The sequence below is a fragment of the Azotobacter bryophylli genome (genome assembly GCF_042643485.1).
Classification (GTDB): domain Bacteria; phylum Pseudomonadota; class Gammaproteobacteria; order Pseudomonadales; family Pseudomonadaceae; genus Azotobacter; species Azotobacter bryophylli.
The window spans coordinates 105,305-130,717 of record NZ_JBHRSJ010000031.1; the positions used below are offsets into that span (position 1 = coordinate 105,305).

At 68.2% G+C, this 25,413-nt stretch carries 18 protein-coding genes and 1 tRNA gene; 11 read left to right on the forward strand and 8 right to left on the reverse strand.

Annotated elements, in window-relative coordinates; translation table 11 throughout:
* Nucleotides 1–66: 66 nt before the first annotated feature.
* Nucleotides 67–4,131 (forward strand): ATP-dependent RNA helicase HrpA, encoded by a 4,065-nt coding sequence (gene hrpA, locus ACFOJE_RS15375; protein WP_377815353.1) that lies wholly within the window; start codon nucleotides 67–69, stop codon nucleotides 4,129–4,131.
* Nucleotides 4,132–4,305: 174 nt separating this feature from the next.
* Here the strand turns inward: hrpA and ACFOJE_RS15380 are convergent, their stop codons facing one another.
* The 3 genes from ACFOJE_RS15380 to ACFOJE_RS15390 form a co-directional block, all read right to left on the reverse strand.
* Entirely contained in the window at nucleotides 4,306–4,680 is a 375-nt protein-coding gene (locus tag ACFOJE_RS15380; RefSeq protein ID WP_377815354.1) for a low affinity iron permease family protein, read from the reverse strand.
* Nucleotides 4,681–4,886: 206 nt separating this feature from the next.
* Nucleotides 4,887–6,833 carry a methyl-accepting chemotaxis protein gene (locus ACFOJE_RS15385; RefSeq protein WP_377815356.1) on the reverse strand — a complete coding sequence of 649 codons (1,947 nt, stop codon included), beginning with the start codon at nucleotides 6,831–6,833 and terminating at the stop codon, nucleotides 4,887–4,889.
* Nucleotides 6,834–7,277: 444 nt separating this feature from the next.
* Nucleotides 7,278–9,224 carry a methyl-accepting chemotaxis protein gene (locus ACFOJE_RS15390; protein WP_377815357.1) on the reverse strand — a complete coding sequence of 649 codons (1,947 nt, stop codon included), beginning with the start codon at nucleotides 9,222–9,224 and terminating at the stop codon, nucleotides 7,278–7,280.
* 544 nt (nucleotides 9,225–9,768) lie between these two features.
* On the opposite strand from ACFOJE_RS15390, the gene ACFOJE_RS15395 reads away from it, so the two are divergent.
* A complete protein-coding gene (locus ACFOJE_RS15395) occupies nucleotides 9,769–10,143 on the forward strand; it encodes an FxLYD domain-containing protein (protein ID WP_377815358.1) in 375 nt (124 codons plus the stop codon).
* A gap of 104 nt (nucleotides 10,144–10,247) precedes the next feature.
* On the opposite strand, the gene ACFOJE_RS15400 is transcribed toward ACFOJE_RS15395, so the two are convergent.
* The gene (locus ACFOJE_RS15400) at nucleotides 10,248–11,267 is read right to left on the reverse strand and encodes an AraC family transcriptional regulator (protein ID WP_377815359.1); all 1,020 of its coding nucleotides are present in this window, start codon (nucleotides 11,265–11,267) and stop codon (nucleotides 10,248–10,250) included.
* A 190-nt stretch (nucleotides 11,268–11,457) separates the two neighbouring features.
* Here ACFOJE_RS15400 and bktB point away from each other — a divergent pair, with 190 nt between their 5' ends.
* The 7 genes from bktB (at nucleotide 11,458) to ACFOJE_RS15435 (ending at nucleotide 21,873) form a co-directional block, all read left to right on the forward strand.
* The gene (gene bktB / locus ACFOJE_RS15405; RefSeq protein ID WP_377815360.1) at nucleotides 11,458–12,648 is read left to right on the forward strand and encodes a beta-ketothiolase BktB; all 1,191 of its coding nucleotides are present in this window, start codon (nucleotides 11,458–11,460) and stop codon (nucleotides 12,646–12,648) included.
* A gap of 100 nt (nucleotides 12,649–12,748) precedes the next feature.
* Nucleotides 12,749–14,890: a fatty acid oxidation complex subunit alpha FadB gene (fadB, locus tag ACFOJE_RS15410; protein WP_377815361.1), complete on the forward strand. Its 2,142-nt coding sequence runs from the start codon at nucleotides 12,749–12,751 to the stop codon at nucleotides 14,888–14,890.
* A gap of 48 nt (nucleotides 14,891–14,938) precedes the next feature.
* Nucleotides 14,939–16,717: an acyl-CoA dehydrogenase C-terminal domain-containing protein gene (locus ACFOJE_RS15415; RefSeq protein ID WP_377815362.1), complete on the forward strand. Its 1,779-nt coding sequence runs from the start codon at nucleotides 14,939–14,941 to the stop codon at nucleotides 16,715–16,717.
* A gap of 93 nt (nucleotides 16,718–16,810) precedes the next feature.
* Nucleotides 16,811–17,560 carry an electron transfer flavoprotein subunit beta/FixA family protein gene (locus ACFOJE_RS15420; RefSeq protein ID WP_377815363.1) on the forward strand — a complete coding sequence of 250 codons (750 nt, stop codon included), beginning with the start codon at nucleotides 16,811–16,813 and terminating at the stop codon, nucleotides 17,558–17,560.
* Complete coding sequence (locus ACFOJE_RS15425) at nucleotides 17,560–18,489, forward strand: electron transfer flavoprotein subunit alpha/FixB family protein (RefSeq protein WP_377815364.1); 930 nt, start codon at nucleotides 17,560–17,562, stop codon at nucleotides 18,487–18,489. Before ACFOJE_RS15420 ends, ACFOJE_RS15425 begins: the two co-directional genes overlap by 1 nt.
* A gap of 143 nt (nucleotides 18,490–18,632) precedes the next feature.
* On the forward strand, nucleotides 18,633–20,282 hold the full coding sequence (locus tag ACFOJE_RS15430) for an electron transfer flavoprotein-ubiquinone oxidoreductase (protein WP_377815365.1): 1,650 nt from the start codon (nucleotides 18,633–18,635) through the stop codon (nucleotides 20,280–20,282).
* A gap of 94 nt (nucleotides 20,283–20,376) precedes the next feature.
* On the forward strand, nucleotides 20,377–21,873 hold the full coding sequence (locus ACFOJE_RS15435; RefSeq protein WP_377815366.1) for an acetyl-CoA hydrolase/transferase family protein: 1,497 nt from the start codon (nucleotides 20,377–20,379) through the stop codon (nucleotides 21,871–21,873).
* 33 nt (nucleotides 21,874–21,906) lie between these two features.
* Here the strand turns inward: ACFOJE_RS15435 and ACFOJE_RS15440 are convergent, their stop codons facing one another.
* The 4 genes from ACFOJE_RS15440 to mobA all read right to left on the reverse strand — a co-directional run bounded on the left by ACFOJE_RS15440 (nucleotide 21,907) and on the right by mobA (nucleotide 23,572).
* A complete protein-coding gene (locus tag ACFOJE_RS15440) occupies nucleotides 21,907–22,284 on the reverse strand; it encodes a hypothetical protein (RefSeq protein WP_377815368.1) in 378 nt (125 codons plus the stop codon).
* 192 nt (nucleotides 22,285–22,476) lie between these two features.
* A tRNA-Pro gene (locus ACFOJE_RS15445) sits at nucleotides 22,477–22,553 on the reverse strand.
* A 120-nt stretch (nucleotides 22,554–22,673) separates the two neighbouring features.
* Complete coding sequence (locus ACFOJE_RS15450) at nucleotides 22,674–22,895, reverse strand: YgdI/YgdR family lipoprotein (protein ID WP_377815503.1); 222 nt, start codon at nucleotides 22,893–22,895, stop codon at nucleotides 22,674–22,676.
* Between the two features lie 65 nt (nucleotides 22,896–22,960).
* A complete protein-coding gene (gene mobA, locus ACFOJE_RS15455) occupies nucleotides 22,961–23,572 on the reverse strand; it encodes a molybdenum cofactor guanylyltransferase MobA (protein ID WP_377815369.1) in 612 nt (203 codons plus the stop codon).
* Between the two features lie 71 nt (nucleotides 23,573–23,643).
* Between mobA and moaB the strand changes: the two genes are divergently transcribed.
* Complete coding sequence (gene moaB, locus ACFOJE_RS15460) at nucleotides 23,644–24,183, forward strand: molybdenum cofactor biosynthesis protein B (RefSeq protein ID WP_377815370.1); 540 nt, start codon at nucleotides 23,644–23,646, stop codon at nucleotides 24,181–24,183.
* 4 nt (nucleotides 24,184–24,187) lie between these two features.
* The gene (locus tag ACFOJE_RS15465) at nucleotides 24,188–25,393 is read left to right on the forward strand and encodes a molybdopterin molybdotransferase MoeA (RefSeq protein ID WP_377815371.1); all 1,206 of its coding nucleotides are present in this window, start codon (nucleotides 24,188–24,190) and stop codon (nucleotides 25,391–25,393) included.
* The last annotated feature ends 20 nt before the right edge of the window (nucleotides 25,394–25,413 follow it).

Here is a 25,413-nt window from a genome sequence, read left to right on the forward strand (position 1 = left end):
ATCCTTCGCCTTGCCTGCAGGCGCGGGGCCTACCCGCCATTCCAGCGCAGAACTAAGCCATACCCGATGACCGACGCAACGCCCGCTATCGACTCCCTGCTGAAGAACCTCGACCACGCCCTGATCGCCGACCGCCACCGGCTGCGCCGTCAGCTGCTGGATCTCAAGAAGACTCCGGACGAGGCCCGGCTGGCGAAATGGCTGGAGCGCTTCCAGGCCTCCGCCGCCAGGGTCGAGATGCGCCGGGCCAGCGTGCCGGCGATGCGCTATGACGACCAGTTGCCCATCGCCGCCAAGCGCGACGAGATCAAGGCGGCGCTGGAGAAGCACCAGGTGCTGGTGATCGCCGGCGAGACCGGCTCGGGCAAGACCACCCAGCTGCCGAAGATCTGCCTGGAGATCGGCCGCGGGGTGCACGGGCTGATCGGTCACACCCAGCCGCGGCGTCTGGCGGCGCGCAGCGTGGCGGCCCGGGTGGCGGAGGAGATCGGCACGCCGCTCGGCGAGCTGGTCGGCTACCAGGTGCGCTTCGAGGACCAGAGCAAGGACAGCACGCTGGTCAAGCTGATGACCGACGGCATCCTGCTCGCCGAGACCCAGCACGACCGCTACCTGGAGAAGTACGACACCCTCATCGTCGACGAGGCCCACGAGCGCAGCCTGAACATCGACTTCCTGCTCGGCTATCTGAAGACCCTGCTGCCGCGCCGGCCGGACCTCAAGGTCATCATCACCTCGGCGACCATCGACCTGGAGCGCTTCAGCAAGCACTTTGGCGACGCGCCCATCGTCGAGGTATCCGGGCGCACCTACCCGGTGGAAACCTGGTATCGCCCGCTGGCCGCCGAGGTGGACGAGGAGGGCAACCGGGTCGAGGAGGACCTCACCGTCGATCAGGGCATCCTCGCCGCTTTGGAAGAGATCGCCGCCCACGAGCGCTCGGTCGGCAAGCGCCCCGGCGACGTACTGGTGTTCCTCCCGGGCGAGCGCGAGATCCGCGACTGCGCCGAGGTGCTGCGCAAGGCCAACCTGAAACACACCGAGGTTCTGCCGCTCTACGCCCGGCTGACCCCGGCCGAGCAGCAGAAGATCTTCCGCCCCGCCGCCGGGCGCAAGATCGTGCTGGCGACCAACGTCGCGGAGACCTCGCTCACCGTGCCCGGCATCCGCTACGTGATCGATTCCGGCACGGCGCGGATCAGCCGCTACAGCTACCGCGCCAAGGTCCAGCGCCTGCCGATCGAGGCCGTCTCCCAGGCCAGCGCCAACCAGCGCAAAGGCCGCTGCGGGCGGGTCGAGCCGGGCATCTGCGTGCGCCTGTACAGCGAGGAGGATTTCCTCGCCCGTCCGGAATTCACCGATCCGGAGATCCTGCGCACCAACCTGGCCGCGGTGATCCTGCAGATGCTGCACCTGCGTCTGGGCGACATCGAGGATTTCCCCTTCATCGAGCCGCCGGACGGCAAGGCGATCAGCGACGGCTTCACCCTGCTGCAGGAGCTGTCGGCGGTCGACCGCGAGGGCCGGCTGACCCCGCTCGGCCGCCAGCTGGCGCGCATCCCCATCGACCCGCGGCTGGGCCGCATGCTGCTGGAAGGCGCCCGCCAGGGCAGCCTGGAGGAAGTGCTGATCGTCGCCAGCGCGCTGTCCGTGCAGGACGTGCGCGAGCGTCCGGTCGAGCGCCAGCAGGCCGCCGACCAGGCCCACGCCCAGTGGAAGGACCCGGACTCCGACTTCGCCGCGCTGATCAACCTCTGGCGCGGGTTCGAGGAGCAGCGCCAGGCGCTGGGCTCCAACGCCTTGCGCTCCTGGTGCCGGAAGAACTTCCTTAACTATCTGAGGCTGCGCGAATGGCGCGACGCCCACCGCCAACTGACCCTGATCGTGCGCGAGCTCCAGCTCGGCATGGGCAGAACGGTGGATAGCTCTGGTCATCCACCCTACGCAAAATCTGGCTCCCGTAGGGTGGAAAACGCCGAAGGCTTTTCCACCGGACAGATCGCCCCGACCACCGACAACAAGGTCAACGCCGTCGTCCGCCAGCAAGCCGAGGCCGGCGAAGCCGCGCAGAGGGCCAAGAGCTATGCCGCGGTGCACAAGGCCATTCTCTCCGGCCTGCTCAGCCAGATCGGCAGCAAGACCGAAGAGGGCGACTACCTGGGCGCGCGCCAGCGGCGCTTCTGGGTCCACCCCGGCACCAGCATCGCCCGCAAGCGGCCGCAATGGCTGATGGCCGCCGAGCTGGTGGAGACCACCAAGCTGTTCGCACGCATGGTGGCGAAGATCGAGCCGGACTGGATCGAGCCGCTGGCCGGCCACCTGGTCAAGAAGAACCACTTCGAGCCGCACTGGGAGAAGAAGCGCGGCCAGGTAGTCGCCTTCGAGCAAGTCACCCTCTACGGCCTGATCGTGGTCGGCCGCCGCTCGGTGCATTTCGGCCCGGTCGATCCGGCGACCTCCCGCGAGCTGTTCATCCGCGAGGGCCTGGTGCGCGGCGAGATCAACAGCCGCGCCCGCTGCCTTTCCGCCAACCGCGAGCTGCTGGAGCACCTCGACGAGCTGGAGGCCAAGGCCCGCCGCCGCGACATCCTCGCCGACGAGGAAACCCTCTACGAGTTCTACGCCGCGCGCCTGCCGGCGGACATCTACCAGACCGCCACCTTCGACGCCTGGTACAAGCGCGAGAGCGTCAGCGACCCGCAGCTTTTGATCATGCGCGAGGAGGACGTACTTGCCCGCGAGGCCAGCGAGGTCACCGCCGCCCAGTACCCGGACAGCCTGCGCATCGGCCAGCTGCAACTGCCGCTGACGTATCACTTCGAGCCCGGCCATCCGCGCGATGGCGTCACGGTGCGGGTGCCGGCGCCGCTGCTGCCGCAGCTGCCGGCCGAGCGCCTCGACTGGCTGGTGCCGGGCCTGCTGGAGGCCAAGGCCGTGGCTCTGGTGCGCGGCCTGCCCAAGGCGATCCGCAAGAACTTCGTGCCGGTGCCGGACTTCGTCCGCGCCGCCCTGGGCAAGATCGCCTTCGCTGAAGGTTCGCTGCCCGAGGCCCTGGGCCGCGAGCTCATGCGCATGACCGGCGCCCGGGTGCCCGAAGAGGCCTGGGCCGAGGCGGCGCAGCAGGTGGAAAGCCATCTGAGGATGAACATCGAGGTGGTCGACGCCCGCGGCAAGTTCCTCGGCGAAGGGCGCGATCTGGCCGAACTGACCGCCCGCTTCAGCGAGGCCAGCCAGGCCGCCCTGGCCCTGCCGGAGCGCAAGGCCGAGGCCGGGCCGGTCGAGGCCAGGGGCTTCAGCGTGGCCGAGAGCGCCCAGCAGAAGATCGCGGGACTTTCCATGACCGTCTACCCGGCGCTGGTGGAAGAAGGCGGGGTGGTTCGGGAGGGTCGCTTCCCGACACAGGCCGAGGCCGACCATCAGCATCGGCGCGCCCTGCAACGCCTGCTCCTGCAGCAGTTGAGCGAACAGGCGAAGTTCCTGCGCGGCAAGCTGCCCGGCCTCACCGAACTGAGCCTGCTCTACCGCGACATGGGCAAGCCGGACGCCCTGGTCGAGGACATCCTGCTGGCCAGTCTGGACGGCTGCATCCTCGAAGGCACCGATCCGCTGCCCCGCGACGGCGCCGCCCTGGCCTCGCTGGCCGAACAGCAGCGCAGTGCCTGGAGCGAACACGCGGCGCGCCTGGCGAAGCTGGTGGTGGACATCCTCAAACTGCGCCACGACCTGCAGAAGCGCTTCAAGGGCAAGATCGACCTGGCCCAGGCCATGGCCCTCAACGACATCAAGGCCCAGCTCGCGCGGCTGATCTACCCCGGCTTCGTCCGCGACACCCCGGCCGAATGGCTCAGGGAATACCCGCGCTACCTCAAGGCCATCGAGCAGCGCCTGGACAAGGTCGGCGCCCAGGTCCAGCGCGACCGCGTCTGGACCGGCGAACTCACCGGCCTCTGGGAGCAGTACCAGGCCCGCGCCGCCAAGCACGCCCAGGAAGGCAAACGCGACCCCGAACTGAGCCTCTACCGCTGGATGCTGGAGGAGTACCGGGTATCCCTGTTCGCCCAGCAGCTGGGGACGAAGATGCCGGTGTCGGACAAGCGTCTGGCCAAGCAGTGGGCGACGGTGGAAGGCTGAGTCCGTCAGGGGAGTGCTGACTGGGCCGGCGGCGCCGCTCCCTGCCGACTCCCGGCGGCTCCTGCCCGACGAGGCTGGCTGAACCCGGCTGCCTCATCCTGCGACGGGCGCCGGCCTGCCTTCCTGCGGCCAGGTAGTGCCCGAACCGCCGCTTCCATGAGGGAGAACTCGGGCCTACTGCTGCTGTCCGGGCTGCTTGCGGCCCAGTTCGGTGTATTCGTCCCGCAGCGTCTTGAGCTGCTTGGCCGTGCGGTCGTCCAGCGCCATTAGGTCGTTGCGCGCGTCCTTCGAGGCTCGCAGCAGTTCGTCCAGCTTGATGTGGATCTCGTCCGTGTCGCGGTTCTGGGTGTTCTGGATCAGGAAGACCATCAGGAAGGTGATGATGGTCGTGGTGGTGTTGATGATCAGCTGCCAGGTGTCGTTGAAGTGGAACAGCGGTCCGGTCACCGCCCACAGTGCGATACCGGCGATGGCCAGGCTGAACGTCCGGGCGCTTCCTGTCCTCTCCGCCAGCCACTTGCAGAACGTCTCGAAGCCTTTGTTTTTCATGGCGGACTCCCCGTTGTCGGTCACGTAGTTTGGACAGCCGGGGAGCTGCCGGAATTCCTGAGTCGAGCACTCGGATACCGCTGCGCCTGTCGGATCGTGCGCGGCCTTCCCGAGCGGGCGGATTGCAGCAGGCCGTCTTGCCGTCGCGGGGACTTTCCCGCGGGGGCGGCGAGCGCTCGGGGCCCGCTGCCGGGCCCCGGCTCCACTCAGGCGACCTTGAACACGGCGACCGCCTGGACCAGCTCCTCGGCCTGGCCCTTGAGGCTTTCCGCGGCGGCGGCCATCTCCTCGACCAGGGCGGCGTTCTGCTGGGTGGCCTGGTCCATCTGGGTCACCGCCAGGCTGACCTGCTCCACCCCGGTGCTCTGCTCGCGACTGGCGTCGCTGATCTCGCCCATGATGCCGGTCACCCGCTGGATGGCGGTGACCACTTCCTTCATGGTGGTGCCGGCCTGGTCCACCAGCTCGCCACCGGCGGTGACGCTGTGGACGTTGGCCTCGATCAGGCGCTTGATCTCGTTGGCCGCCTCGGCCGAGCGCTGGGCGAGGGCGCGCACCTCGCCGGCGACCACGGCGAAGCCGCGGCCCTGCTCGCCGGCGCGGGCCGCCTCCACCGAGGCGTTGAGGGCGAGGATGTTGGTCTGGAAGGCGATGCCGTCGATCACGCCGATGATGTCGGCGATCTTGCTGGAGCTGCCGTGGATGTCGCGCATGGTCTCGACCACCCGCCCGACGACCTCGCCGCCGCGCAGCGCCACCTGGGAGGCGTTCAGCGCCAGTTGGTTGGTCTGGCTGGCGCTGTCGGCGTTCTGCCGGACGGTGCCGCCCAACTGCTCCATGGAGGCCGAGGTCTGCTCCAGAGCGCTGGCCTGGCTTTCGGTGCGCGAGGAGAGGTCCTGGTTGGCCTGGGAGATCTGCGCGCTGGCCACGGCCACGCTCTGGGCGCCCTGGCGGACATGGGTGACCACGCCGAGCAGGCTGTCCTGCATGTGCTTGAGCTGGGCCATCAGGCTGCCGTCGTCGCCGCGGCGCAGGCGGATCGGCTCGCTCAGATCGCCCTGGGCGACGCGGTTGGCGATGGCCGCGGCATCTTCCGGATCGCCGCCGATCGGGCGCAGCACCAGGCGTTCCAGGGCCAGGCTGAGGCCGAGGGAGACCACCACGATGCTGATCAGGGTGAGGATCGTGGCCACGGTGTTCAGCCGGGCGAGGCCGGCCATGATCTCGTCCTCCGGCACGCTGGCGACCAGCGACCAGGGGGTGGTGGTGGCGCCGACCTTGACCGGCATGAACAGGCGGCGGACCTCGACGCCGAGCCGCGGGTCGGTGACGAAGTCGGCGTAGGGCTCGCCCTGCTGCAGGCGGGCGAGGATCGCCGGGGGCAGGCCGATCTTGTCCATGCCCTGGCCGACGTTGGCCGCGTCGCGGTCGCCGACGATCAGGCCGCCGTGGGACAGCAGGGTGGCGTAGCCGCTGTCGTAGATGCGGATGGCGCCGATCAGGTCCTGCAGGTCGGCCAGGGCGATATCCACTCCGGCCACGCCGAGAATCCGACCGCCTACCTGGATCGGCACGGCCAGGGTGGTGATCAGCATGTCCTTGCCGGCGACCGGGTAGATATAGGGCTCGATCAGCGCCGGCTTGCCGCTCTGCTTGGCCAGCAGGTAATAGTCGCCGGCGCCGGGCTTATCGTAGTCGACCAGTGGCTCCACGGTGATAGTGCCGGAGCCGCGGTTCCAGTAGGGGACGAAGCGGCCGCTGGAGTCGTGGCCCGGCTGGCCGACGTACTGGCCGTCCTGGCCGTCGAAGGCGTTGGGTTCCCAGGCGGTCCAGGTCGCGAGAAGGCCTGGGTTGCCGGCCAGCACGCCCTTGAGCAGGGCATTGGCGGCGGCACGATCGATCATGCCGTCGGCCCGCATGTTGCCCAGGGCATCGCCCATCACCCGGGCCGCATTCAGGGCTTCCTCGATCCGCGCGGTGACCTTGGCGCCGTTGTTCTCGGCCAGTTGCCGGGTGAAGGCCATGGCCGTTTCGTTCTGCATCGACGCGGCCTGCCGGCTCAGTACCGTGACCGTGACCGCCGATCCCACCACCACGATGGAGATCACCCACAACAGCAACCTGGTCCTCAGGCTGATTTTCTTCCGTTCCAATTCCTACCCCTTGGTTGATTGGTCCTCGAAATGTCGGATCGGAAGCCGGGCTGCGGGAGCGCCGTGTTCCAGTACGGGGCATCTGAGACTGCCGTGCCAGCTTCCTTTTTCCTGACTGAAAGCACAAAACATGCCGATGCACCAGGACAGGGCGAGGTGCCCGTGCCGTCTGGGCTTGAGGGAGAGGGGACGGTTCGCCTTCCGGAGCAGTTGCCCCATCGTTGGCTGGCATAATGCCATCTTGGGGCGTCCCGCGAGGTCGACTGTCCATAAACGGTGCATGGAGGCGACGCTGGCTTGCACCGTATCGGTCAGCCGGTTCGGGCGCTCTGGGACGGGTGTGAATGGTTCGCGGACAGGCGCTCTGAAAAGAGGAAGCCCGCGCGAGGCGGGCTTCGGAGGGGCCGAACTGGCGGTAGACCGACCGGAATCGACTGGTCGGGCTCAGGCGACCTTGAACACGGCGACCGCCTGGACCAGCTCCTCGGCCTGGCCCTTGAGGCTTTCCGCAGCGGCGGCCATCTCCTCGACCAGCGCGGCGTTCTGCTGGGTGGCCTGGTCCATCTGGGTCACCGCCAGGCTGACCTGCTCCACCCCGGTGCTCTGCTCGCGACTGGCATCGCTGATCTCGCCCATGATGCCGGTCACCCGCTGGATGGCGGTGACCACTTCCTTCATGGTGGTGCCGGCCTGGTCCACCAGCTCGCCGCCGGCGGTGACGCTGTGGACGTTGGCCTCGATCAGGCGCTTGATCTCGTTGGCCGCCTCGGCCGAGCGCTGGGCGAGGGCGCGCACCTCGCCGGCGACCACGGCGAAGCCGCGGCCCTGCTCGCCGGCGCGGGCCGCCTCCACCGAGGCGTTGAGGGCGAGGATGTTGGTCTGGAAGGCGATGCCGTCGATCACGCCGATGATGTCGGCGATCTTGCTGGAGCTGCCGTGGATGTCGCGCATGGTCTCGACCACCCGCCCGACGACCTCGCCGCCGCGCAGCGCCACCTGGGAGGCGTTCAGCGCCAGCTGGTTGGTCTGGCTGGCGCTGTCGGCGTTCTGCCGGACGGTGCCGCCGAGCTGCTCCATGGAGGCCGAGGTCTGCTCCAGGGCGCTGGCCTGGCTTTCGGTGCGCGAGGAGAGGTCCTGGTTGGCCTGGGAGATCTGCGCGCTGGCCACGGCCACGCTCTGGGCACCCTGGCGGACATGGGTGACCACGCCGAGCAGGCTGTCCTGCATGTGCTTGAGCTGGGCCATCAGGCTGCCGTCGTCGCCGCGGCGCAGGCGGATCGGCTCGCTCAGATCGCCCTGGGCGACGCGGTTGGCGATGGCGGCGGCGTCTTCCGGATCGCCGCCGATCGGGCGCAGCACCAGGCGTTCCAGGGCCAGGCTGAGGCCGAGGGAGACCACCACGATGCTGATCAGGGTGAGGATCGTGGCCACGGTGTTCAGCCGGGCGAGACCGGCCATGATCTCGTCCTCCGGCACGCTGGCGACCAGCGACCAGGGGGTGGTGGTGGCGCCGACCTTGACCGGCATGAACAGGCGGCGGACCTCGACGCCGAGCCGCGGGTCGGTGACGAAGTCGGCGTAGGGCTCGCCCTGCTGCAGGCGGGCGAGGATCGCCGGGGGCAGGCCGATCTTGTCCATGCCCTGGCCGACGTTGGCCGCGTCGCGGTCGCCGACGATCAGGCCGCCGTGGGACAGCAGGGTGGCGTAGCCGCTGTCGTAGATGCGAATGGCACCGATCAGGTCCTGCAGGTCGGCCAGGGCGATATCCACTCCGGCCACGCCGAGGAACTGGCCGTTAGCCATGATCGGCACGACCAGGGAGGTGATCAGCATGTCCTTGCCGGCGACCGGGTAGATATAGGGCTCGATCAGCACCGGCTTGCCGGTCTGCTTGGGCAACTGGTAGTAGTCGCCGGCGCCGGGCTTGTCGTAGTCGAGCAGGGCCTCCTGCACGATGCTTCCGGAGCCGCGGTTCCAGTAGGGAATGAAACGGCCGCTGGTGTCGTGGCCCGGCTGGCCGACGTACTGGCCGTCCTGGCCGTCGAAGGCGTTGGGCTCCCAGCCGGTCCAGGTCCCGAGGAGATCCGGGTTGCCGGCCAGCACGCCCTCGAGCAGGGCATTGGCGGCGGCGCGGTCGGCCTTGCCCTTGGCTCGCATGCTGCCCAGGGCATCGCCCATCACCCGGGCCGCATCCAGGCCCTTCTCGATCCGTGCGGTGACCTTGGCGCCGTTGTTCTCGGCCAGTTGCCGGGTGAAGGCCATGGCCGTTTCGTGCTGCATCGACGCGGCCTGCCGGCTCAGCACCGTGACCGTGACCGCCGATCCCACCACTACGATGGAGATCACCCACAACAGTAACCTGGTCCTCAGGCTGATTTTCTTCCGTTCCAATTCCTACCCCTTGGCTGATTGGCCCTCGACATGTTCGGACGGGAGGCTGGGCGATACCGGCTTCGGCCAGGCCGCCAGCGAAGGCTTGCTGGCGCGTCTTGTTCCTGTGCGGGGCGTTTGAGACGACCGTACCGGCCTCCTGTCCCTCTCCGGAAAAGCACAAAGCATGCCGCTGCACCAGGAGAGGGCGGAGAAGCCCGTATTCATTGGGTTAGAGAAAGGCGATCCGCTCGGAAAAGGGGAAATGCGCCCCGTTTTGGATAGCTAAATGCCATTATCGAGCAGCCTGAAAATTCCATGTCCATGAAGCGTGCATGGGCATGGGTAGTGGTCCGTTCGGGGAATATTCCGCCTCTGCGGAGTAGAGCCTCATGCCCGCCAGCGGCTCGGGCCGATCGCGAGCTGGACGCCGGAGGACCGAGGGCGAAGAAAAAAGTTTCGCCGCGAAGTTTTAATTCCTTACATGCAGCATGGACTCTGCCTTAATATCGCGCCGGCATCACCGGCGCAGTTCGACCGGAACATTTACAAAACGGAGTTTGTCATGTTCGAGAAGTCTATTTTCGCTGCACTTTTCGCCCTCACTTCCACCTGTTGCCTTGCCGATCCCGGCGGAGGCGACGTCGGCGTGCGCAACGTGCGTCTGGTCGACACCATGCACGAGCAGTGGATCAGCGCGACCGGCTACAACAAGACCGGCAGGACGCTGCCGGTCGTCACCGTCACCTTCCAGCTGTTCAGGAACGGCCAGGTGATCGGCACCCAGATCAGCGAATTCAGGAACATCGGCCCCGGCGATGCCTGGAGGATCTGGCAGCCCGTTTCCAGCAAGCGCGTGGATGGTCTGGCCGCCATCGATGCCCGCTCCTTCGGGGAGCAGACCGCCTCGGGCCTGACGGCCAGCGCCGCGCCCCAGTAGTTTCCGCACAGCTCATCCCTCCTGGCGTCTTCCTTCGGTTGACGCCAAGGCCCGTCCTTGCGCGCGCGAGTGCCCCGAACCCTCCGGCCTGCCCCTGACAGCGCTCATTTCCGGCTGCGGGCGGCGTCCCGGTAGGTTTTCGGCAGTTCGCCGGTCCACTGGCGGAACGCGCGGGTGAAGGCGGAAGGCTCGGAGAAGCCCAGTTGCCGGGAGATCTGGCTGATCGGCATGGACGGCTGGCTCAGATAGTGGATCGCCATGTCGCGGCGCAGGCCGTCCTTGAGGCCCTGGAAGCTGCTGCCTTCGGCGTCGAGCTTGCGTCTCAGGGTCCGCTCGGTGAGGTGCAGCGCGGCGGCGGTGTTCTGGATGGTGGCGCCGCCCAAGTCGTCGGATCGTTCCAGATGATCCAACACGCGCCGGGTGTAGACTGGGTAGTAGGCCGGGCGGGTGACCCAGTCGAAGGGCGCGCGCCGCAGGTGGTTGGCCAGAGCCTCGGGAGTCTGCACCACCGGAGCGGCGAGCATTGCGGCGTCGAACACCAGGCAATTGCTCGGCTGTTCGAACTTCGCCGGGCAGGGGAACATCAGCCGGTACTCGGCCAGGTGCTCGGGCGCCGCATGGTCGAAGGCGACGTGCTTCAGGGGGATGCGCTGGCCGATCAGCCAACTGGGAAAACGGTGCCAGAGCAGCAGGAGGAATTCCCGCAGCAGGAAGTCGGGATCCTGGGCCGGGTCGGTGAGGATCATCGAGAAGCACGCCTCGTCGCCCTCGACCTTCAGCTCCAGACGCAGCGAGTCGTTCACCAGGTTGTAGAAGTGGCCGAGCTTGTAATAGACCGAGCGCAGGCTGCGCGAGTGGATCACCTGCTTGGCCATCAGCGCGAAGAGGCCCTGCCGGCAGCGCTGCGCGCCCATGCCGAGGAACTCGTCGTCGCCCAGGCGCCAGATCGCCCGCATCAGCCGGCTGAACTGGTCGGGAGTGATGCGCAGGTGCGGGTTGTCCAGGAGCCGGCGGCTGATGCCCGCCTCGCCGAGCAGCACGTCCTCGTCGAGCCCGCGGCGGCGGGCGGCGTTCATCAGCACGCGGGCGAAATGCATGGAGATGGAATAGCGCTTGATGCTCATGGGCTCCGTCCGGCTGGAGAGGGGAGTCGGCAGTCTATCCGCAATGCCGCTGTCCGTTAATGTCAAGTTTGAGGCTGGATTCGTTATTGCCGGCTTTCGCTGGCGGAAGGAAGCTAACCGCCATTCGTGGACACCCGTCCGACACCCTCGGAAGGGCGTCTGTCCCAGGCATTCACAAGGAAGCCCATCCATGCGTGCACAAGTACAAGAAGTGGTCATCGTGAGCGGCGTCCGTACCGCCATCGGCGATTACGGCGGCAGCCTCAAGGGGCACCGGCCCACCGAACTGGCCGGCCTGGTGGTCGCCGAGGCGGTGCGCCGGGCCGGAGTCGACGCCGCCGGTGTCGGCCACTGCGTATTCGGCAACGTCATCCACAGCGAGCCGGCCGACATGTACCTGAGCCGGGTGGCGGCGATCCGCGGCGGGCTTCCCGAGCAGACCCCGGCACTGACCCTCAACCGTCTCTGCGGTAGCGGCCTGCAGGCGGTGGTCAGCGCCGCCCAGCAGATCCAGCTCGGCCTGTGCGACACCGCGGTGGCCGGCGGCGCCGAGTCGATGAGCCTCGCACCCTACCACCTGCCCACGGCGCGCTTCGGCCAGCGCATGGGCGACGGCGTGACCGTCGACCCCGTGGTCGGCGCCCTGCAGTGCCCGTTCAACCACTACCACATGGGCGTGACCGCGGAGAACGCCGCCGAGAAGTACGGCGTCACCCGCGCGCAGCAGGACGAGCTGGCCCTGGAAAGCCATCGGCGCGCCCAGCACGCCGTCGAGCAGGGCTATTTCAAGGAACAGATCCTGCCGATCGAACTGAAGAGCCGCAAGGGCTCGACCCTGTTCGATACCGACGAGCACATCCGCTTCGACTGCCGTCTCGCCGATCTCGAATCGCTGCGCCCGGTGTTCAAGCAGGGCGGTACGGTCACCGCGGGCAACGCCTCCGGCCTCAACGACGCCGCCGCCGCCCTGGTGCTGATGGAGCGCGGCAAGGCCGAGGCCGAGGGGCGCTCGATCATGGCCAGATTGGTCGATTACGCGGTGGTGGGCGTCGATCCCCGCATCATGGGCATCGGCCCGGTGCCGGCCATCCGCCAGTTGCTCGAACGCAACGGCCTGGGCGCCGACGACATCGACGTCTACGAGGTCAACGAAGCCTTCGCCGCCCAAGCCCTGGCCGTCGCCGGGCAACTGGACCTGCCCCGCGAGCGCCTCAATCCCAACGGCAGCGGCATCTCCCTGGGACATCCGATCGGCGCCACCGGTGCCATCGTCACGGTGAAGGCGATCTACGAGCTGGCCCGCATTCAGGGCCGTTACGCCATCGTCAGCCTGTGCATCGGCGGCGGGCAGGGCATCGCGGTGCTGCTTCAGCGCCCCTGATCCCGCTCCATCCCATCTTTCCGACCCGGTCGTCGCCCCGCGTGGCGACGGCAAGGATGCGCGTGGCCTGCACGGCCCGAATCACAAGGAGTATCACGGTATGTACAGCGGCAAGGCGATGAGCCTGCGGGCACTGGAAGCGGGACTGGTCGAGCTGACCCTCGACCTGCAGGACTCCTCGGTCAACAAGCTGAACCGGCAGACCCTCGACGAGTTGGCCGAGGTCATCCGGTTGCTCGAGAGTCACACCCACGAGATCGAGGGGCTGCTGATCGTCAGCGCCAAGCCGGCGTTCGTCGTCGGCGCCGACATCACCGAATTCACCGCGGCCTTCTCCCGCAGCGAGAGCGAGCTGCGCGACTGGATCCGCCAGGTGCACGCGCTGTTCGGCGCGCTGGAGGCCCTGCCGTTCCCGAGCGTCACCGCGATCAACGGGCTGGCCCTGGGCGGCGGCTTCGAGCTGGCCCTGGCGGCGGATTTCCGCGTCCTGGCCGCGGACGCCCGGGTCGGCCTGCCGGAAGTGACCCTGGGCATCTGCCCGGGCTGGGGCGGCACCGTGCGCCTGAGCCGGCTGATCGGCGCCGAGGCGGCGCTGGGGTGGATGCTTTCCGGCAAGCCCCAGGCCGCGGCCAAGGCGCTGGAGCTGGGCGCGGTCGACCGGGTGGTCGCCCCCGACGAGCTGCGCGGTGCCGCCCTGAACCTGTTGCGCATGGCCGCCGGCGGCGAGCTATCGCTCATCGGCAACCGCGCCCGCAAGCAGCAGCCCCTCGGCGACAGCCCGGAGGCGCGCGAGCGGCTGGCCATTCTGCAGCAGCACTACGGCAGCAAGCTGGACTCCCACTATCCGGCGCCGGCGGCGATCCTCGCGACCGTGCTGGAGCACGCCACGCTGCCGCTGGGCGAGGCGCTGGCGATCGAGGCGCGCACCTTCTCGGCCCTGGCCAAGTCGGACGTCGCCCGCGCCCTGGTCGGGGTCTTCCTCGGCGACCAGCTGGTCAAGAAGAAGGCCCGGGCCTGGAGCGGCAAGGCCGAGCCGGTGCGCCGCAGCGCGGTGCTCGGCGCCGGCATCATGGGCGGCGGCGTGGCCTTCCAGTCGGCTTCCTCGGGCATTCCCATCGTCATGAAGGATATCCGCGGCGAGGCGCTGGAGCTGGGCCTTAAGACCGCCGGCCAGCTGCTCGACCGGCAGGTCGACAAGGGCCGGCTGGATGCGGCCGGCAAGCAGCGGGTGCTGGACAACATCAAGCCGGCACTGGACTACCGTGATTTCGCCGAGGTCGATCTGGTGGTCGAGGCGGTGGTGGAGAATCCCAAGATCAAGGCAGCCGTGCTGGCCGAGGTGGAGAGCAAGGTGCCGGCGACCGCGGTGCTGACTTCCAACACCTCGACCATTTCCATCGATCTGCTGGCACAGAGCCTCAAGTATCCGGAGTCCTTCTGCGGCATGCACTTCTTCAACCCGGTGCACCAGATGCCGCTGGTGGAGGTGATCCGCGGCAGCCGTAGTAGCGAGGCGACCATCGCCCGCACCGTCGCCTACGCCAGCGCCATGGGCAAGACCCCCATCGTGGTCGGCGACTGCCCGGGCTTCCTGGTCAACCGCGTGCTCTTTCCCTACTTCAACGGCTTCAACCGGCTGCTCAAGGACGGCGTCGACTTCGAGCGCATCGACCGGGTCATGGAAGCCTTCGGCTGGCCGATGGGGCCGGCCTACCTGGCCGACGTGGTGGGCATCGACACCATGGTCCACGCCGACCACGTGCTCCAGGAGGGCTTCCCGGAGCGCATGGGCCACGACGGCGAGCCGATCATGGACGCGCTCCTGGCCAGCGGCGCGCTCGGCCAGAAGAACGGCCGGGGTTTCTACGAGTACACCGTGGATGCCTCCGGCCGGCGCAGCAAGCGCCCGGCGCCGGCGGCCCGCGCGCTGATCGCCGGGCGGGCGGCACAGACCGCGGAGGTCTCCGACGAGGAGATCGTCGACCGGCTGATGATCCCCCTGTGCCTGGAAGCGGTGCGCTGCCTGGAGGACGGCATCGTCGAGACGCCCGAGGAAATCGACATGGGGCTGCTGCTCGGCATCGGCTTCCCGCGCTTTCGCGGCGGCGCCCTGCGCTACATCGACACCCTGGGGCTGGACGCCTTCGCCCGCAAGGCCGAGGCCCACGCCCGGCAGGGCGCGCTCTACCGACTGACCGATGATTTCCGCGCTCGCCAGCAGGCGGGCCGCGGCTACTTCTGAGCCTGTGTGCCGAGGACGGCGCTCACCCGACAATAAGAGGAAACGACCATGAGTGACTACGTTCATCCCTACCGCGACACGGAATTCGTCCTGGGCGAGCTGGTCGAGCTGGAGCGCTTCTGCGCCGAAGCCGGTCTGCAAGACGTCAACGGTGAACTGGTTTCCGCCATTCTGGCCGAGGCCGGCCGGCTCGGCTCCGAGGTACTGGCGCCGCTCAACGCGGTCGGCGATGCCCAGGGCGCGAGCCTGGGCGAGCAGCACGTTGAGGAGACTCCGGGCTTCGCCGATGCCTACCGGCAGTTCAGGGAAAGCGGCTGGACCTCGCTGACCGCCGCCGAAGCCTGGGGCGGACAGAACCTGCCGAACGTGGTAGGTACCGCGGTCAACGAGATTTGGCACTCGGCGAACATGGCCTTCGCCCTCTGCCCGATGCTCACCCAGGGCGCCATCGAAGCCATCGCCCATCACGGTTCGGCCGAGCTGCAGGCGGCCTATCTGCCGCAGCTGGTCAGCGGCGAGTGGACCGGCACCATGAACCTCACCGAGCCGGATGCCGGTTCGGACCTGGCGGCGATCAAGACCAAGGCCGTGCCCAATGGCGACCACTATCTGATCAGCGGACAGAAGATCTTCATCACCTGGGGCGACCACCGGATGACCGATAACGTCGTCCACCTGGTCCTGGCGCGGCTGCCGGACGCGCCCGCCGGGGTCAAGGGCATCTCCCTGTTCATCGTGCCCAAGTACCTGCTCGACGCCCAGGGCCGGCCGGGGGCGCGCAACGACGTGCGCTGCGTCTCCTTGGAGCACAAGCTGGGCATCCACGGCAGCCCGACCTGCGTGATGAGCTTCGGCGACAAGGAGGGTGCGGTCGGCTATCTGGTCGGCGAGCCGCACAAGGGCCTGGCCTGCATGTTCACCATGATGAACCACGCCCGCCAGAGCGTCGGTCTGCAGGGCCTGTCGATCTCCGAGCGGGCTTACCAGCAGGCCCTCCAGTACGCCAGGGAGCGCCTGCAGGGCACCCGCAAGGACGGCAGCCGCTTCCCGATCATTGAATACCCCGACGTGCGTCGCATGCTGCTGACGATGAAGGCGTCCATCGAGGCGATGCGCGCCCTGGCGCTGGTCGCCGCCGCCGAGGTCGACCGTGTCGCCCATGCCCAGGACCCGACCGCCGCCGCCCGTCACCAGGGCCGCGTGGATCTGCTGACGCCGATCGTCAAAGGCTGGCTCACCGAGATGGCCCAGGAGGTGACCTCCCTCGGCGTGCAGATCCACGGCGGCATGGGCTTCATCGAGGAGACCGGCGCCGCCCGCCATTACCGCGACGCGCGCATCCTGACCATCTACGAGGGCACCACCGGCATCCAGGCGCTCGACCTGGTGGGGCGCAAGATCCTCTCGAACAAGGGCGAGTTGCTCGCCGACCTGCTCGACGAAATCGGCGAAACCGTCACCCGCTTGGAAAGCACCGGCCCGCTGGTGGCCCTCGGCCTGGCCCTCAGCGACGCCCTCGAGAACGGGCGCGAGGCGCGCCGTCTGCTGCTGGCCAACGCCGAGGCCGATCCGGCCCTGGCCGGTAGCATCAGCGTGAACTTCCTGATGCTGTTCGGCTACCTGTGCGGCGGCTGGCTCCTGGCCCGCTCGGCCCTGCGCGCCCAGGCCCTGCTCGAAGCCGGCAGCGGCGATCCGCAGTTCCTCGAGGCCAAGCTGGTCACCGCACGCTTCTTCGGCGAGCAGCTGCTGCCGCGCACCCAGGCCCTGCTGGCGGCGATCCGTGCCGGCAGCGGCAGCATCATGGCGCTGGCCGACGAGCAGTTCTGATTCCGGTACGCGGCTCCCGCCCGCCGGGGGCCGACAAAGACGACAACAAGGATGGCGGCCCGGCATGGCGCCGCCGCAACAGGAAATTGCACGATGAAGATACTGGTAACCGTCAAGCGGGTGATCGACTACAACGTCAAGGTGCGGGTGAAGGCCGACCAGAGCGACGTCGATCTGGCCAACGTCAAGATGGCCATGAACCCCTTCTGTGAAATCGCCGTGGAAGCGGCCGTGCGCCTCAAGGAAGCGGGCCTAGCGAGCGAGATCGTCGCCGTCTCGGTGGGCCCCTCGGCCTGCCAGGAGCAGATCCGTACCGCCCTGGCCCTGGGCGCCGATCGTGGCATCCAGATCGACACCGCCGAGCAGCCCGAACCCCTCATCGTGGCCAAGCTACTCGCCGCCGTGGTCGCGGCGGAGAAGCCCGACCTGGTGATCCTCGGCAAGCAGGCCATCGACGGCGACAACAACCAGACCGGGCAGATGCTCGCCGCCCTGCTGGACTGGCCGCAAGCCACCTTCGCCTCGGCCATCGCCGTGGAGGAGGGGCGCCTCAAGGTCACCCGCGAGATCGACGGCGGCCTGCAGACCCTGTCGCTGGCCCTGCCGGCCATCGTCACCACCGACCTGCGCCTGAACGAACCGCGCTACGCCTCGCTGCCCAACATCATGAAGGCGAAGAAGAAGCCGCTGGAGGTGAAGAGCCCCGCCGAACTCGGCGTGGCGCTGAAGGCCCACACCCGTCTGCTCAAGGTCGAGGCTCCGGCCGAGCGCCAAGGCGGGATCAAGGTCGCCAGCGTCGGGGAACTGGTGGAAAAACTGAAGCGCGAAGCGAAGGTGATCTGATGAACACTCTTGTCATTGCCGAACACGACAACCGCAGCCTCAAGGGCTCCACCCTGAACACCCTGGGCGCCGCGGCGCAGCTGGGCGGGGAGGTGCATCTGCTGGTCGCCGGCCTGGATTGCGGCGGCGCCGTCGCCGAGGCCGCCGCGCTGCCCGGCGTGAGCAAGGTGCTGGTGGCCGATGCCGACGCCTACCAGCACCAGTTGGCGGAAAGCCTCTCCCGGCTGGTCGCCGACCTGGGGAAAAACTACACCCATATCCTCGCGCCGGCCGGCTCGGCCGGCAAGAACCTGATGCCGCGGGTCGCCGCGCTGCTCGACGTGGCTCAGCTCTCCGACATCGTCGGCGTCGTCTCGCCGAGCACCTTCCGCCGGCCGATCTACGCCGGCAACGCCATCGCCACCGTGCAGTCCCTCGACCCGGTGGTGGTCGCCACGGTGCGCGTCAGCGCCTTCGACCCGCAGCCGGCCCAGGGCGGCGACGCCACCATCCAGACCCTGGATGTCGTCCACGAGACCGGCACGGTGCGCTTCGTCGGCGAGGAGCTGGCAGTCTCGGACCGTCCCGACCTCGGCAGCGCCCGCATCGTGGTTTCCGGCGGCCGCGGCCTGGGCAGCGGCGAGAACTTCGCCCTGATCGAATCCCTCGCCGACAAGCTTGGCGCGGCGGTGGGCGCTTCGCGCGCAGCGGTGGACGCGGGCTTCGTCGCCAACGACCGGCAGGTCGGCCAGACCGGCAAGATCGTGGCGCCGGAGCTGTACGTCGCGGTGGGCATCAGCGGGGCGATCCAGCACCTGGCAGGGATGAAGGACTCCAAGGTGATCGTCGCGATCAACAAGGACGAGGAGGCGCCGATCTTCCAGGTGGCCGACTACGGGCTGGTTGCCGATCTGTTCGAGGCCGTGCCCGAGCTGGAACGGGCTCTCTGAGTGGCCGGGCGGTAGCCCGCGGGACGGGAGCGGCACGTGCCCTTTCCCGCCGCGGGCAATAGCCACGGTGGAGGAGCGCAGCGCGCGTCTTCCACCCTACGAGAACAACAAGCCTTTTGGCCTTTGAGATGGAGGAACGCGCCATGCGCGAAGCCATGGAATTCGACGTGGTCATCGTCGGCGCCGGGCCGGCGGGCCTGTCCGCGGCCTGCCGGCTGATGCAGCTGGCGGCCGAGCGGAACCGGCCCCTGGAAGTCTGCGTGGTGGAGAAGGGCTCCGAGGTGGGGGCGCACATCCTGTCCGGGGCGGTGTTCGAATCGCGTGCCCTGGACGAGCTGTTTCCCGACTGGAAGGAGCGCGGCGCGCCGCTGAACACGCCGGTGGTCACGGACGAGGTCTACCTGCTGAAGGACGCCGAGCAGGCCGTGAAGCTGCCCGACGCGCTGCTGCCCAGGAGCCTGCACAACACCGGCAACCACATCGTCAGCCTCGGCAATCTGGTGCGCTGGCTCGGCGAGCAGGCCGAAGCGCTGGGCGTGCAGATCTTCCCGGGCTTCGCCGCCGCGGAAGTGATCTACGACGACGATGGCCGGGTCAAGGGCGTGGCCACCGGCGACATGGGGCTGGCGGCCGACGGCTCGCAGAAGGACGGCTACATGCCGGGCATGGAGCTGCACGCCCGCTACACCCTGTTCGCCGAAGGCTGCCGCGGGCATCTGGGCAAGCAGTTGAGCCGCCGCTACGGCCTGGCGCGCAACGCCGATCCCCAGCATTACGGCCTCGGTATCAAGGAGCTGTGGGACATCGATCCGGCCCTCCATCGGCCCGGACTGGTGATCCACGGCTCCGGCTGGCCGCTGGAGCGGGACACCGGCGGCGGCTTCTTCCTCTACCACGGGGACAATCACCAGGTGGCGGTCGGCCTGATCGTCGATCTGAACTACGCCAACCCCTATCTCAGCCCCTTCGACGAGTTCCAGCGTCTCAAGCACCACCCTGTGCTGAGGCAGTACCTGGAGGGCGGCAAGCGCGTCGCCTACGGCGCTCGGGCCATCGCCAAGGGCGGCTACAACGCCCTGCCGGAGATGGCCTTCCCCGGCGGCCTGTTGCTCGGCTGCGATGCCGGCACCCTCAACGTCGCCAAGATCAAGGGCAGCCACACGGCGATGAAATCGGGAATGCTCGCCGCCGAGACGGTGTTCGCCGCCCTTGGCGAGGAGGTCTCGGACGCCGCCTGGTCGCAGCGCTGGAAGGCCGCCTTCGAGGACTCCTGGCTGTACGAGGAACTGTACCGCTCGCGCAACTTCGGCCCGGCGCTGCACCGCTTCGGCACCCTGGCCGGCGGCGCCTTCAACTATCTGGAGCAGAACCTGCTCGCCGGGCGGTTGCCGATCACCCTGCACGACCGTCATTTCGACCATGCCCGGCTGCGTCCCGCCGCGGACTTCGAGCCCATCGTCTACCCCAAGCCCGACGGCCGCCTGAGCTACGACAAGTCCGCCTCGGTGTTCCTCTCCAACACCAACCACGAGGAAAACCAGCCGTGCCATCTGGTCCTCAAGGACGATGCGCTGCCGCTGAACAAGCACCTGCCGCTCTACGCCGAACCGGCGCAGCGCTACTGCCCGGCCGGGGTGTACGAGGTGCTCGGGACCGAGCAGGGCAAGCCGCGGCTGCAGATCAACGCGCAGAACTGCCTGCACTGCAAGACCTGCGACATCAAGGACCCGTCGCAGAACATCGTCTGGGTGACCCCCGAAGGCGGTGGCGGTCCCAACTACCCGAACATGTAGGCGCGAAGCGCCTCGCGGATGTATTCCCGGCTCCGATCGAGAGCCGGGTTCCAGCGTTCCTCCCACAACAATCAGAATTTAGAGGTACCGAGCTATGCATTCCGAGCGTATCCGGCTGGCTTCCCTGCTCGACAGGATCGTGAGCGCCGCACAGGCGGTGGAGCTGATCGAGGACGGCATGACCGTCGGCATGAGCGGTTTCGGCGGATCGGGCGACGCCAAGGCCATTCCCCTGGCGCTGGTCGAGCGCGCGAAGCGGGAGCCCCTCAAGATCAACCTGATCACCGGCGCCAGTCTCGGCAAGGGCCTCGACGGGCTGATGACCGAGGCCGGCGTGCTCGCCCGGCGCATGCCGTTCCAGGGCGATCCCATCCTGCGCCGAGCCATCAACGCCGGCGAGGTCATGTTCATCGACCAGCATCTGTCGGATGTCGTCGAGCAGATGCGCGACGGCCATATCCCGACGCCGGATGTCGCGGTGATCGAGGCGGTGGCCATCACCGAGCGGGGGCACATCGTGCCGACCTCCTCGGTCGGCAATTCGGCCAGCCTGGCCCTGGCGGCCAAGCGGGTGATCGTCGAACTCAACCTCGGCTGCAATCCGCTGCTGGAGGGGATGCACGACATCCACATTCCGAGGGAGCGGCCGGATCGCCAGCCGATCCCGCTCGTCCGGCCCGACGACCGCATCGGCAGCCCGACCATCGAGATCGACCCCGAAAAGATCGCCGCCATCGTCGTCTGCGATACTCCCGAAACGGCCTATCCGATCCTGCCGCCGGACGACGAGACCCAGGCCATCGCCAACCATCTGATCGGATTCTTCGAGCGGGAAGTGGCGAGCGGCCGGCTGGCCAGCAATCTGGCACCGCTGCAGGTCGGCGTCGGTACCATCGCCAATGCGGTGATGTACGGTCTGGTCGATTCGCCGTTCAGCGATCTGGTGCTGTATTCCGAAGTGCTGCAGGACTCGGCCTTCGCGCTGTTCGACGCCGGCCGGCTGAAGTTCGCCTCCGGCTGCTCGATCACCCTGTCGGGGGACTGCGGTCGGCGCGTCTTCGCCGATCTGGGCAAGTACCGCGACCGCGTGGTGCTGCGCCCGCAGGAGATCTCCAACCATCCGGAGGTCGCCCGCCGGCTCGGTATCATCGGCATCAACACGGCGCTGGAGTTCGACATCTACGGCAACGTGAACTCGTCCCACGTGGGCGGCACCCACATGATGAACGGCATCGGCGGTTCCGGCGATTTCACCCGCAACGCCCGTCTGGCGATCTTCGTCAGCAAGTCCATCGCCAAGGACGGTGCCATCTCCAGCGTGGTGCCGATGGTCAGCCACGTGGACCATACCGAGCACGACGTGGACATCCTGGTCACCGAGCAGGGGCTCGCCGACCTGCGCGGCCTGGCGCCCCGCGAGCGGGCGCGCCGGATCATCGACAACTGCGTGCATCCGTCCTACCGCGCGGCGCTGAACGGCTACTTCGAGCGTGCCTGCGCCCGCGGCGGCCAGACCCCGCACCTGCTCGAGGAAGCTCTCGCTTGGCACATCAACCAGCAACGGCGCGGACACATGCTGGCGGACGGCTGAGCGGCGGTGCCCGGCGCTCGCCGCCGGGCATCCTCAGTCGAGGCCCTTGAACCAGCGTGGGGAGAGGGCGAACCAGGCCGTGACCGGGTAGCAGGCGTAGTGCAGGAAGAACAGCAGCAAGCCCATGCTCCCGGGGCCGTCGCGGCTTTCCATCAGCGCCAGCAAACCGAGATAGAGCACGCCGAGCCCCAGTCCGTAGAGAGCGACCAGGCCGATGCGCTCGCCCGGGTAGGGGGCACGACGCACCCGCCAGCGGAAGGCGAGGGCCAGGCCGGCGGCGATCAGTGCGGAGATCAGCAGGGTGGCGAACGGGCCGCCGAGCTTGACGAAAGTGCGCAGCAGGAAGTTCAGCAGGATGCTGGCGACGATGCCGCCGAGGGCGTAGTGGCCGAGTCTTGGCGCGTCCGACATGCGGGTCTCCTGATGCGATGGGACGGCGTCCCCGGTACGAGCGTCCGCCTGTACGGTTTTATCCCTGATATCGCTTCGCTACGCCAGCCCCGGAGGACTCTCGCGAGGGAGCGGGGAAGGGGAAAGGCGGAAAAACGAAAAAGCCCGCACTAGGCGGGCTTTTTCTTACTCACTCTTTAGGTGAGCGGGATATGGTCGGAGCGACTGGATTCGAACCAGCGACCTTCTCGTCCCGAACGAGACGCGCTACCAAGCTGCGCTACGCTCCGAAGATGGCGCGCATTCTACCGAAAAACTTCGCTTGCACAAGGGGTTAGAAGAAAAAAATTCTAGGGGGTGGAGATGGAGGGAGTTCGGAGGAGGAATCGCCACATCCCTGTGGCGGGTGGTCAGAGTTCCTTGATGGACTGCACCTGATCTCTGTTGACTTGGGTGCGAGAGCCATCCCACTGCTTGTATTCATAGAACCCGGATTGAATGTCGTACCACGGTACATCCACTGCTTGTATTTCACGACCGTCTTTCAGGGTGATGATTGCGGGTGTTGAACAGCCAGCCAGGGAAAACAGGCCTAAAGCAAGCAAGCCGGCGATTAGGTAGCGTTGCAGCATCATTGGCAGGTCTCCTTGTGAGGCAGCAGGGGTATGCCGCTTGGGTTGGATTCTGCACTGGAGTCTCAAGTTCGCTTCCGTTCGTCGATTCCGGCTTCTGTCAACAGGGTAGGAGTGTTCAGGTTGGCCAGGCGGGGATCGTCCGGCGGGCACTGCAGCACGCTTACGGCATCGGCCAGGAGAATTTTCCGCGGGCTGCGCTCGCCGGCCTGCCAGGCCTGTTCCAGAGTCGGCAGCAGGCTTTTCGGCAGCAAGCAGAACAGCGGCTCCCACTGCTCCCCCTGGCGCACCAGCAGGGGGCGGTCCGGGTGGCGGGCGGCGATCCGGCGCATGCTCTGTAGCAGCTCGGCATCGAGCCGGGGGCAGTCGCAGGGCAGTACCAGCAGCCAGGCGTGACGGGCGGCCTGCAATCCGGCGCGGACGCCGGCCAGCGGGCCGGGGAAGTCGGAGCTGTCGTCCTGCACCAGACGATCGGCATAGGCTGTATAGCGGTCGAGGTTGCGGTTGCAGGAAATGATCAGGTCGTCGGTCAGCGGGCGGGTCAGGGCATGCAGATGGGCGATCAGCGGCTTGCCGCGCCATTCCAGCAGCCCCTTGTCCTGGCCGCCCATGCGCTGACCGCGGCCGCCGGCGAGCAGCAGGATGGAGCAGGCGGGCAGGGAGTCGTCGTCTCGCATGGGGCGCTCCGGCGGGAAAGCGCTGTGATATAACACCGCTCCCAGCGCTGCTACAACTTTGGATTGGTCATATGAGCCATAAGGCCGAAGCGGCTTTCGTGCCGCTGAACATCGCTGTCCTGACCGTCAGCGACACCCGTACCCTGGAATCCGACACCTCCGGCCAACTGCTGGTCGACCGCCTGACCGCCGCCGGTCACCGGCTGGCGGCGCGGGTGCTACTCAAGGATGACCTGTACCGGATTCGCGCCCAGGTCGCCGCCTGGATCGCCGAAGAAGAAGCGCAGGTCGTGCTGATTACCGGCGGCACCGGCTTCACCGCCCGCGACAGCACGCCGGAGGCAGTCGCCTGCCTGCTGGACAAGCAGGTCGACGGGTTCGGCGAGCTGTTCCGGCAGATCTCCGTGCCCGACATCGGCACCTCCACGGTCCAGTCCCGCGCCCTCGCCGGGCTGGCCAACGGCACCCTGGTGTGCTGCCTGCCCGGCTCCACCAACGCCTGCCGCACCGCCTGGGACGGCATCCTCGCCGAGCAGCTGGACGCCCGCCACCGCCCGTGCAACTTCGTGCCCCATCTGAAGCAGGCGCCGCTCTGCGCCAGCCGCGGGTGAATCCATGAGCCCGCCTGCGCTGATGCCGGTCGAGGCCGCCCTCGAACGGCTCTTGCGGCTGGCCGAAGCCGCCCCCATCGAAGACTCCGAACGGGTCGCCCTGGAGGCCGCCGACGGGCGGGTCCTGGCCGAGCCGCTGGTCGCCGGCCTGGACCTGCCGCCCTGGCCTAACAGCGCCATGGACGGCTACGCCCTGCGCCTGGCCGACTGGACCGGCGAGCCGCTGGCGGTCAGCCAGCGCATCTTCGCCGGGCAGGCTCCCGGCCCCCTGCAGCCCGGCACATGTGCGCGGATCTTCACCGGCGCGCCGCTGCCGGAGGGCGCCGATTGCGTCGAGATGCAGGAGAACGCCGAGGTGCTGGCCGACGGCCGGGTACGCTTCACCGAGGCTCTGCGCCCGCGGCGGAACATCCGCGAGCAGGGCCACGAAGTCCGCCGCGGAGAAACCGTGCTCGCCGTCGGCACCCGGCTCGGCCCCATCGAGCTGGGCCTGGCCGCCTCGCTGGGCGCGGCCGAGCTGCCGTTGCGCCGGCGGCCGCGGGTGGCGCTGCTGTCCACCGGCGACGAGCTGATCGAGCCGGGCCGGCCGCTCGGCCCGGGGCAGATCTACAACAGCAACCGCACGCTGCTGAAGGCCTGGCTGGAACGCGCGGGCTGCGTGGTCACGGATGCCGGCATCCTGCCCGACGATCTGGAGCTGACCCGTGCCCGCCTGGGCGAGCTGGATGCGGTGGATCTGATCCTCTCGACCGGCGGGGTCTCGGTGGGCGAGGCCGACTTCCTCGGTCAGGTTCTGCGCGAGGCTGGGGAGCTGGCGCTGTGGAAGCTGGCGATCAAGCCGGGCAAGCCGCTGACCGTCGGTCATTTTCGTGGTGTGCCGGTGATCGGCCTGCCGGGCAATCCGGCGGCGACGCTGGTGACCTTCGCCCTCTTGGTCCGCCCCTATCTGCTGCGCCGGCTCGGCGTGGCCGAGGTCGAGCCGCTGGCCTTCGCGGTGCCGGCCGGCTTCGCCTGGAACAAGCCCGGCGAGCGCCGCCAGTACCTGCGCGCCCGGTTGGATCAAGGCCGGGCGATGCCTCATCCCGACCAGAGTTCCGCCGTGCTGCGCAGCGCGGCCTGGGCCGAGGGGCTGGTCGAGGTGCGCGAAGGCGCGACCCTGGCCGAGGGCGATCCGGTGCGCTTCATCCCGCTGAGCGAAATGCTCGGCTGAGTCGTCGATGCAGCCGCACG

Excerpts from the sequence above, each read along its gene's own strand:
- hrpA (WP_377815353.1), top strand. The coding sequence starts at position 67 with ATGACCGACGCAACGCCCGCTATCGACTCCCTGCTGAAGAACCTCGAC.
- ACFOJE_RS15380 (WP_377815354.1), bottom strand. The coding sequence starts at position 4,680 with ATGAAAAACAAAGGCTTCGAGACGTTCTGCAAGTGGCTGGCGGAGAGG.
- ACFOJE_RS15395 (WP_377815358.1), top strand. The coding sequence starts at position 9,769 with ATGTTCGAGAAGTCTATTTTCGCTGCACTTTTCGCCCTCACTTCCACC.
- ACFOJE_RS15400 (WP_377815359.1), bottom strand. The coding sequence starts at position 11,267 with ATGAGCATCAAGCGCTATTCCATCTCCATGCATTTCGCCCGCGTGCTG.
- bktB (WP_377815360.1), top strand. The coding sequence starts at position 11,458 with ATGCGTGCACAAGTACAAGAAGTGGTCATCGTGAGCGGCGTCCGTACC.
- fadB (WP_377815361.1), top strand. The coding sequence starts at position 12,749 with ATGTACAGCGGCAAGGCGATGAGCCTGCGGGCACTGGAAGCGGGACTG.
- ACFOJE_RS15415 (WP_377815362.1), top strand. The coding sequence starts at position 14,939 with ATGAGTGACTACGTTCATCCCTACCGCGACACGGAATTCGTCCTGGGC.
- ACFOJE_RS15420 (WP_377815363.1), top strand. The coding sequence starts at position 16,811 with ATGAAGATACTGGTAACCGTCAAGCGGGTGATCGACTACAACGTCAAG.
- ACFOJE_RS15425 (WP_377815364.1), top strand. The coding sequence starts at position 17,560 with ATGAACACTCTTGTCATTGCCGAACACGACAACCGCAGCCTCAAGGGC.
- ACFOJE_RS15430 (WP_377815365.1), top strand. The coding sequence starts at position 18,633 with ATGCGCGAAGCCATGGAATTCGACGTGGTCATCGTCGGCGCCGGGCCG.
- ACFOJE_RS15435 (WP_377815366.1), top strand. The coding sequence starts at position 20,377 with ATGCATTCCGAGCGTATCCGGCTGGCTTCCCTGCTCGACAGGATCGTG.
- ACFOJE_RS15440 (WP_377815368.1), bottom strand. The coding sequence starts at position 22,284 with ATGTCGGACGCGCCAAGACTCGGCCACTACGCCCTCGGCGGCATCGTC.
- ACFOJE_RS15450 (WP_377815503.1), bottom strand. The coding sequence starts at position 22,895 with ATGCTGCAACGCTACCTAATCGCCGGCTTGCTTGCTTTAGGCCTGTTT.
- mobA (WP_377815369.1), bottom strand. The coding sequence starts at position 23,572 with ATGCGAGACGACGACTCCCTGCCCGCCTGCTCCATCCTGCTGCTCGCC.
- moaB (WP_377815370.1), top strand. The coding sequence starts at position 23,644 with ATGAGCCATAAGGCCGAAGCGGCTTTCGTGCCGCTGAACATCGCTGTC.
- ACFOJE_RS15465 (WP_377815371.1), top strand. The coding sequence starts at position 24,188 with ATGAGCCCGCCTGCGCTGATGCCGGTCGAGGCCGCCCTCGAACGGCTC.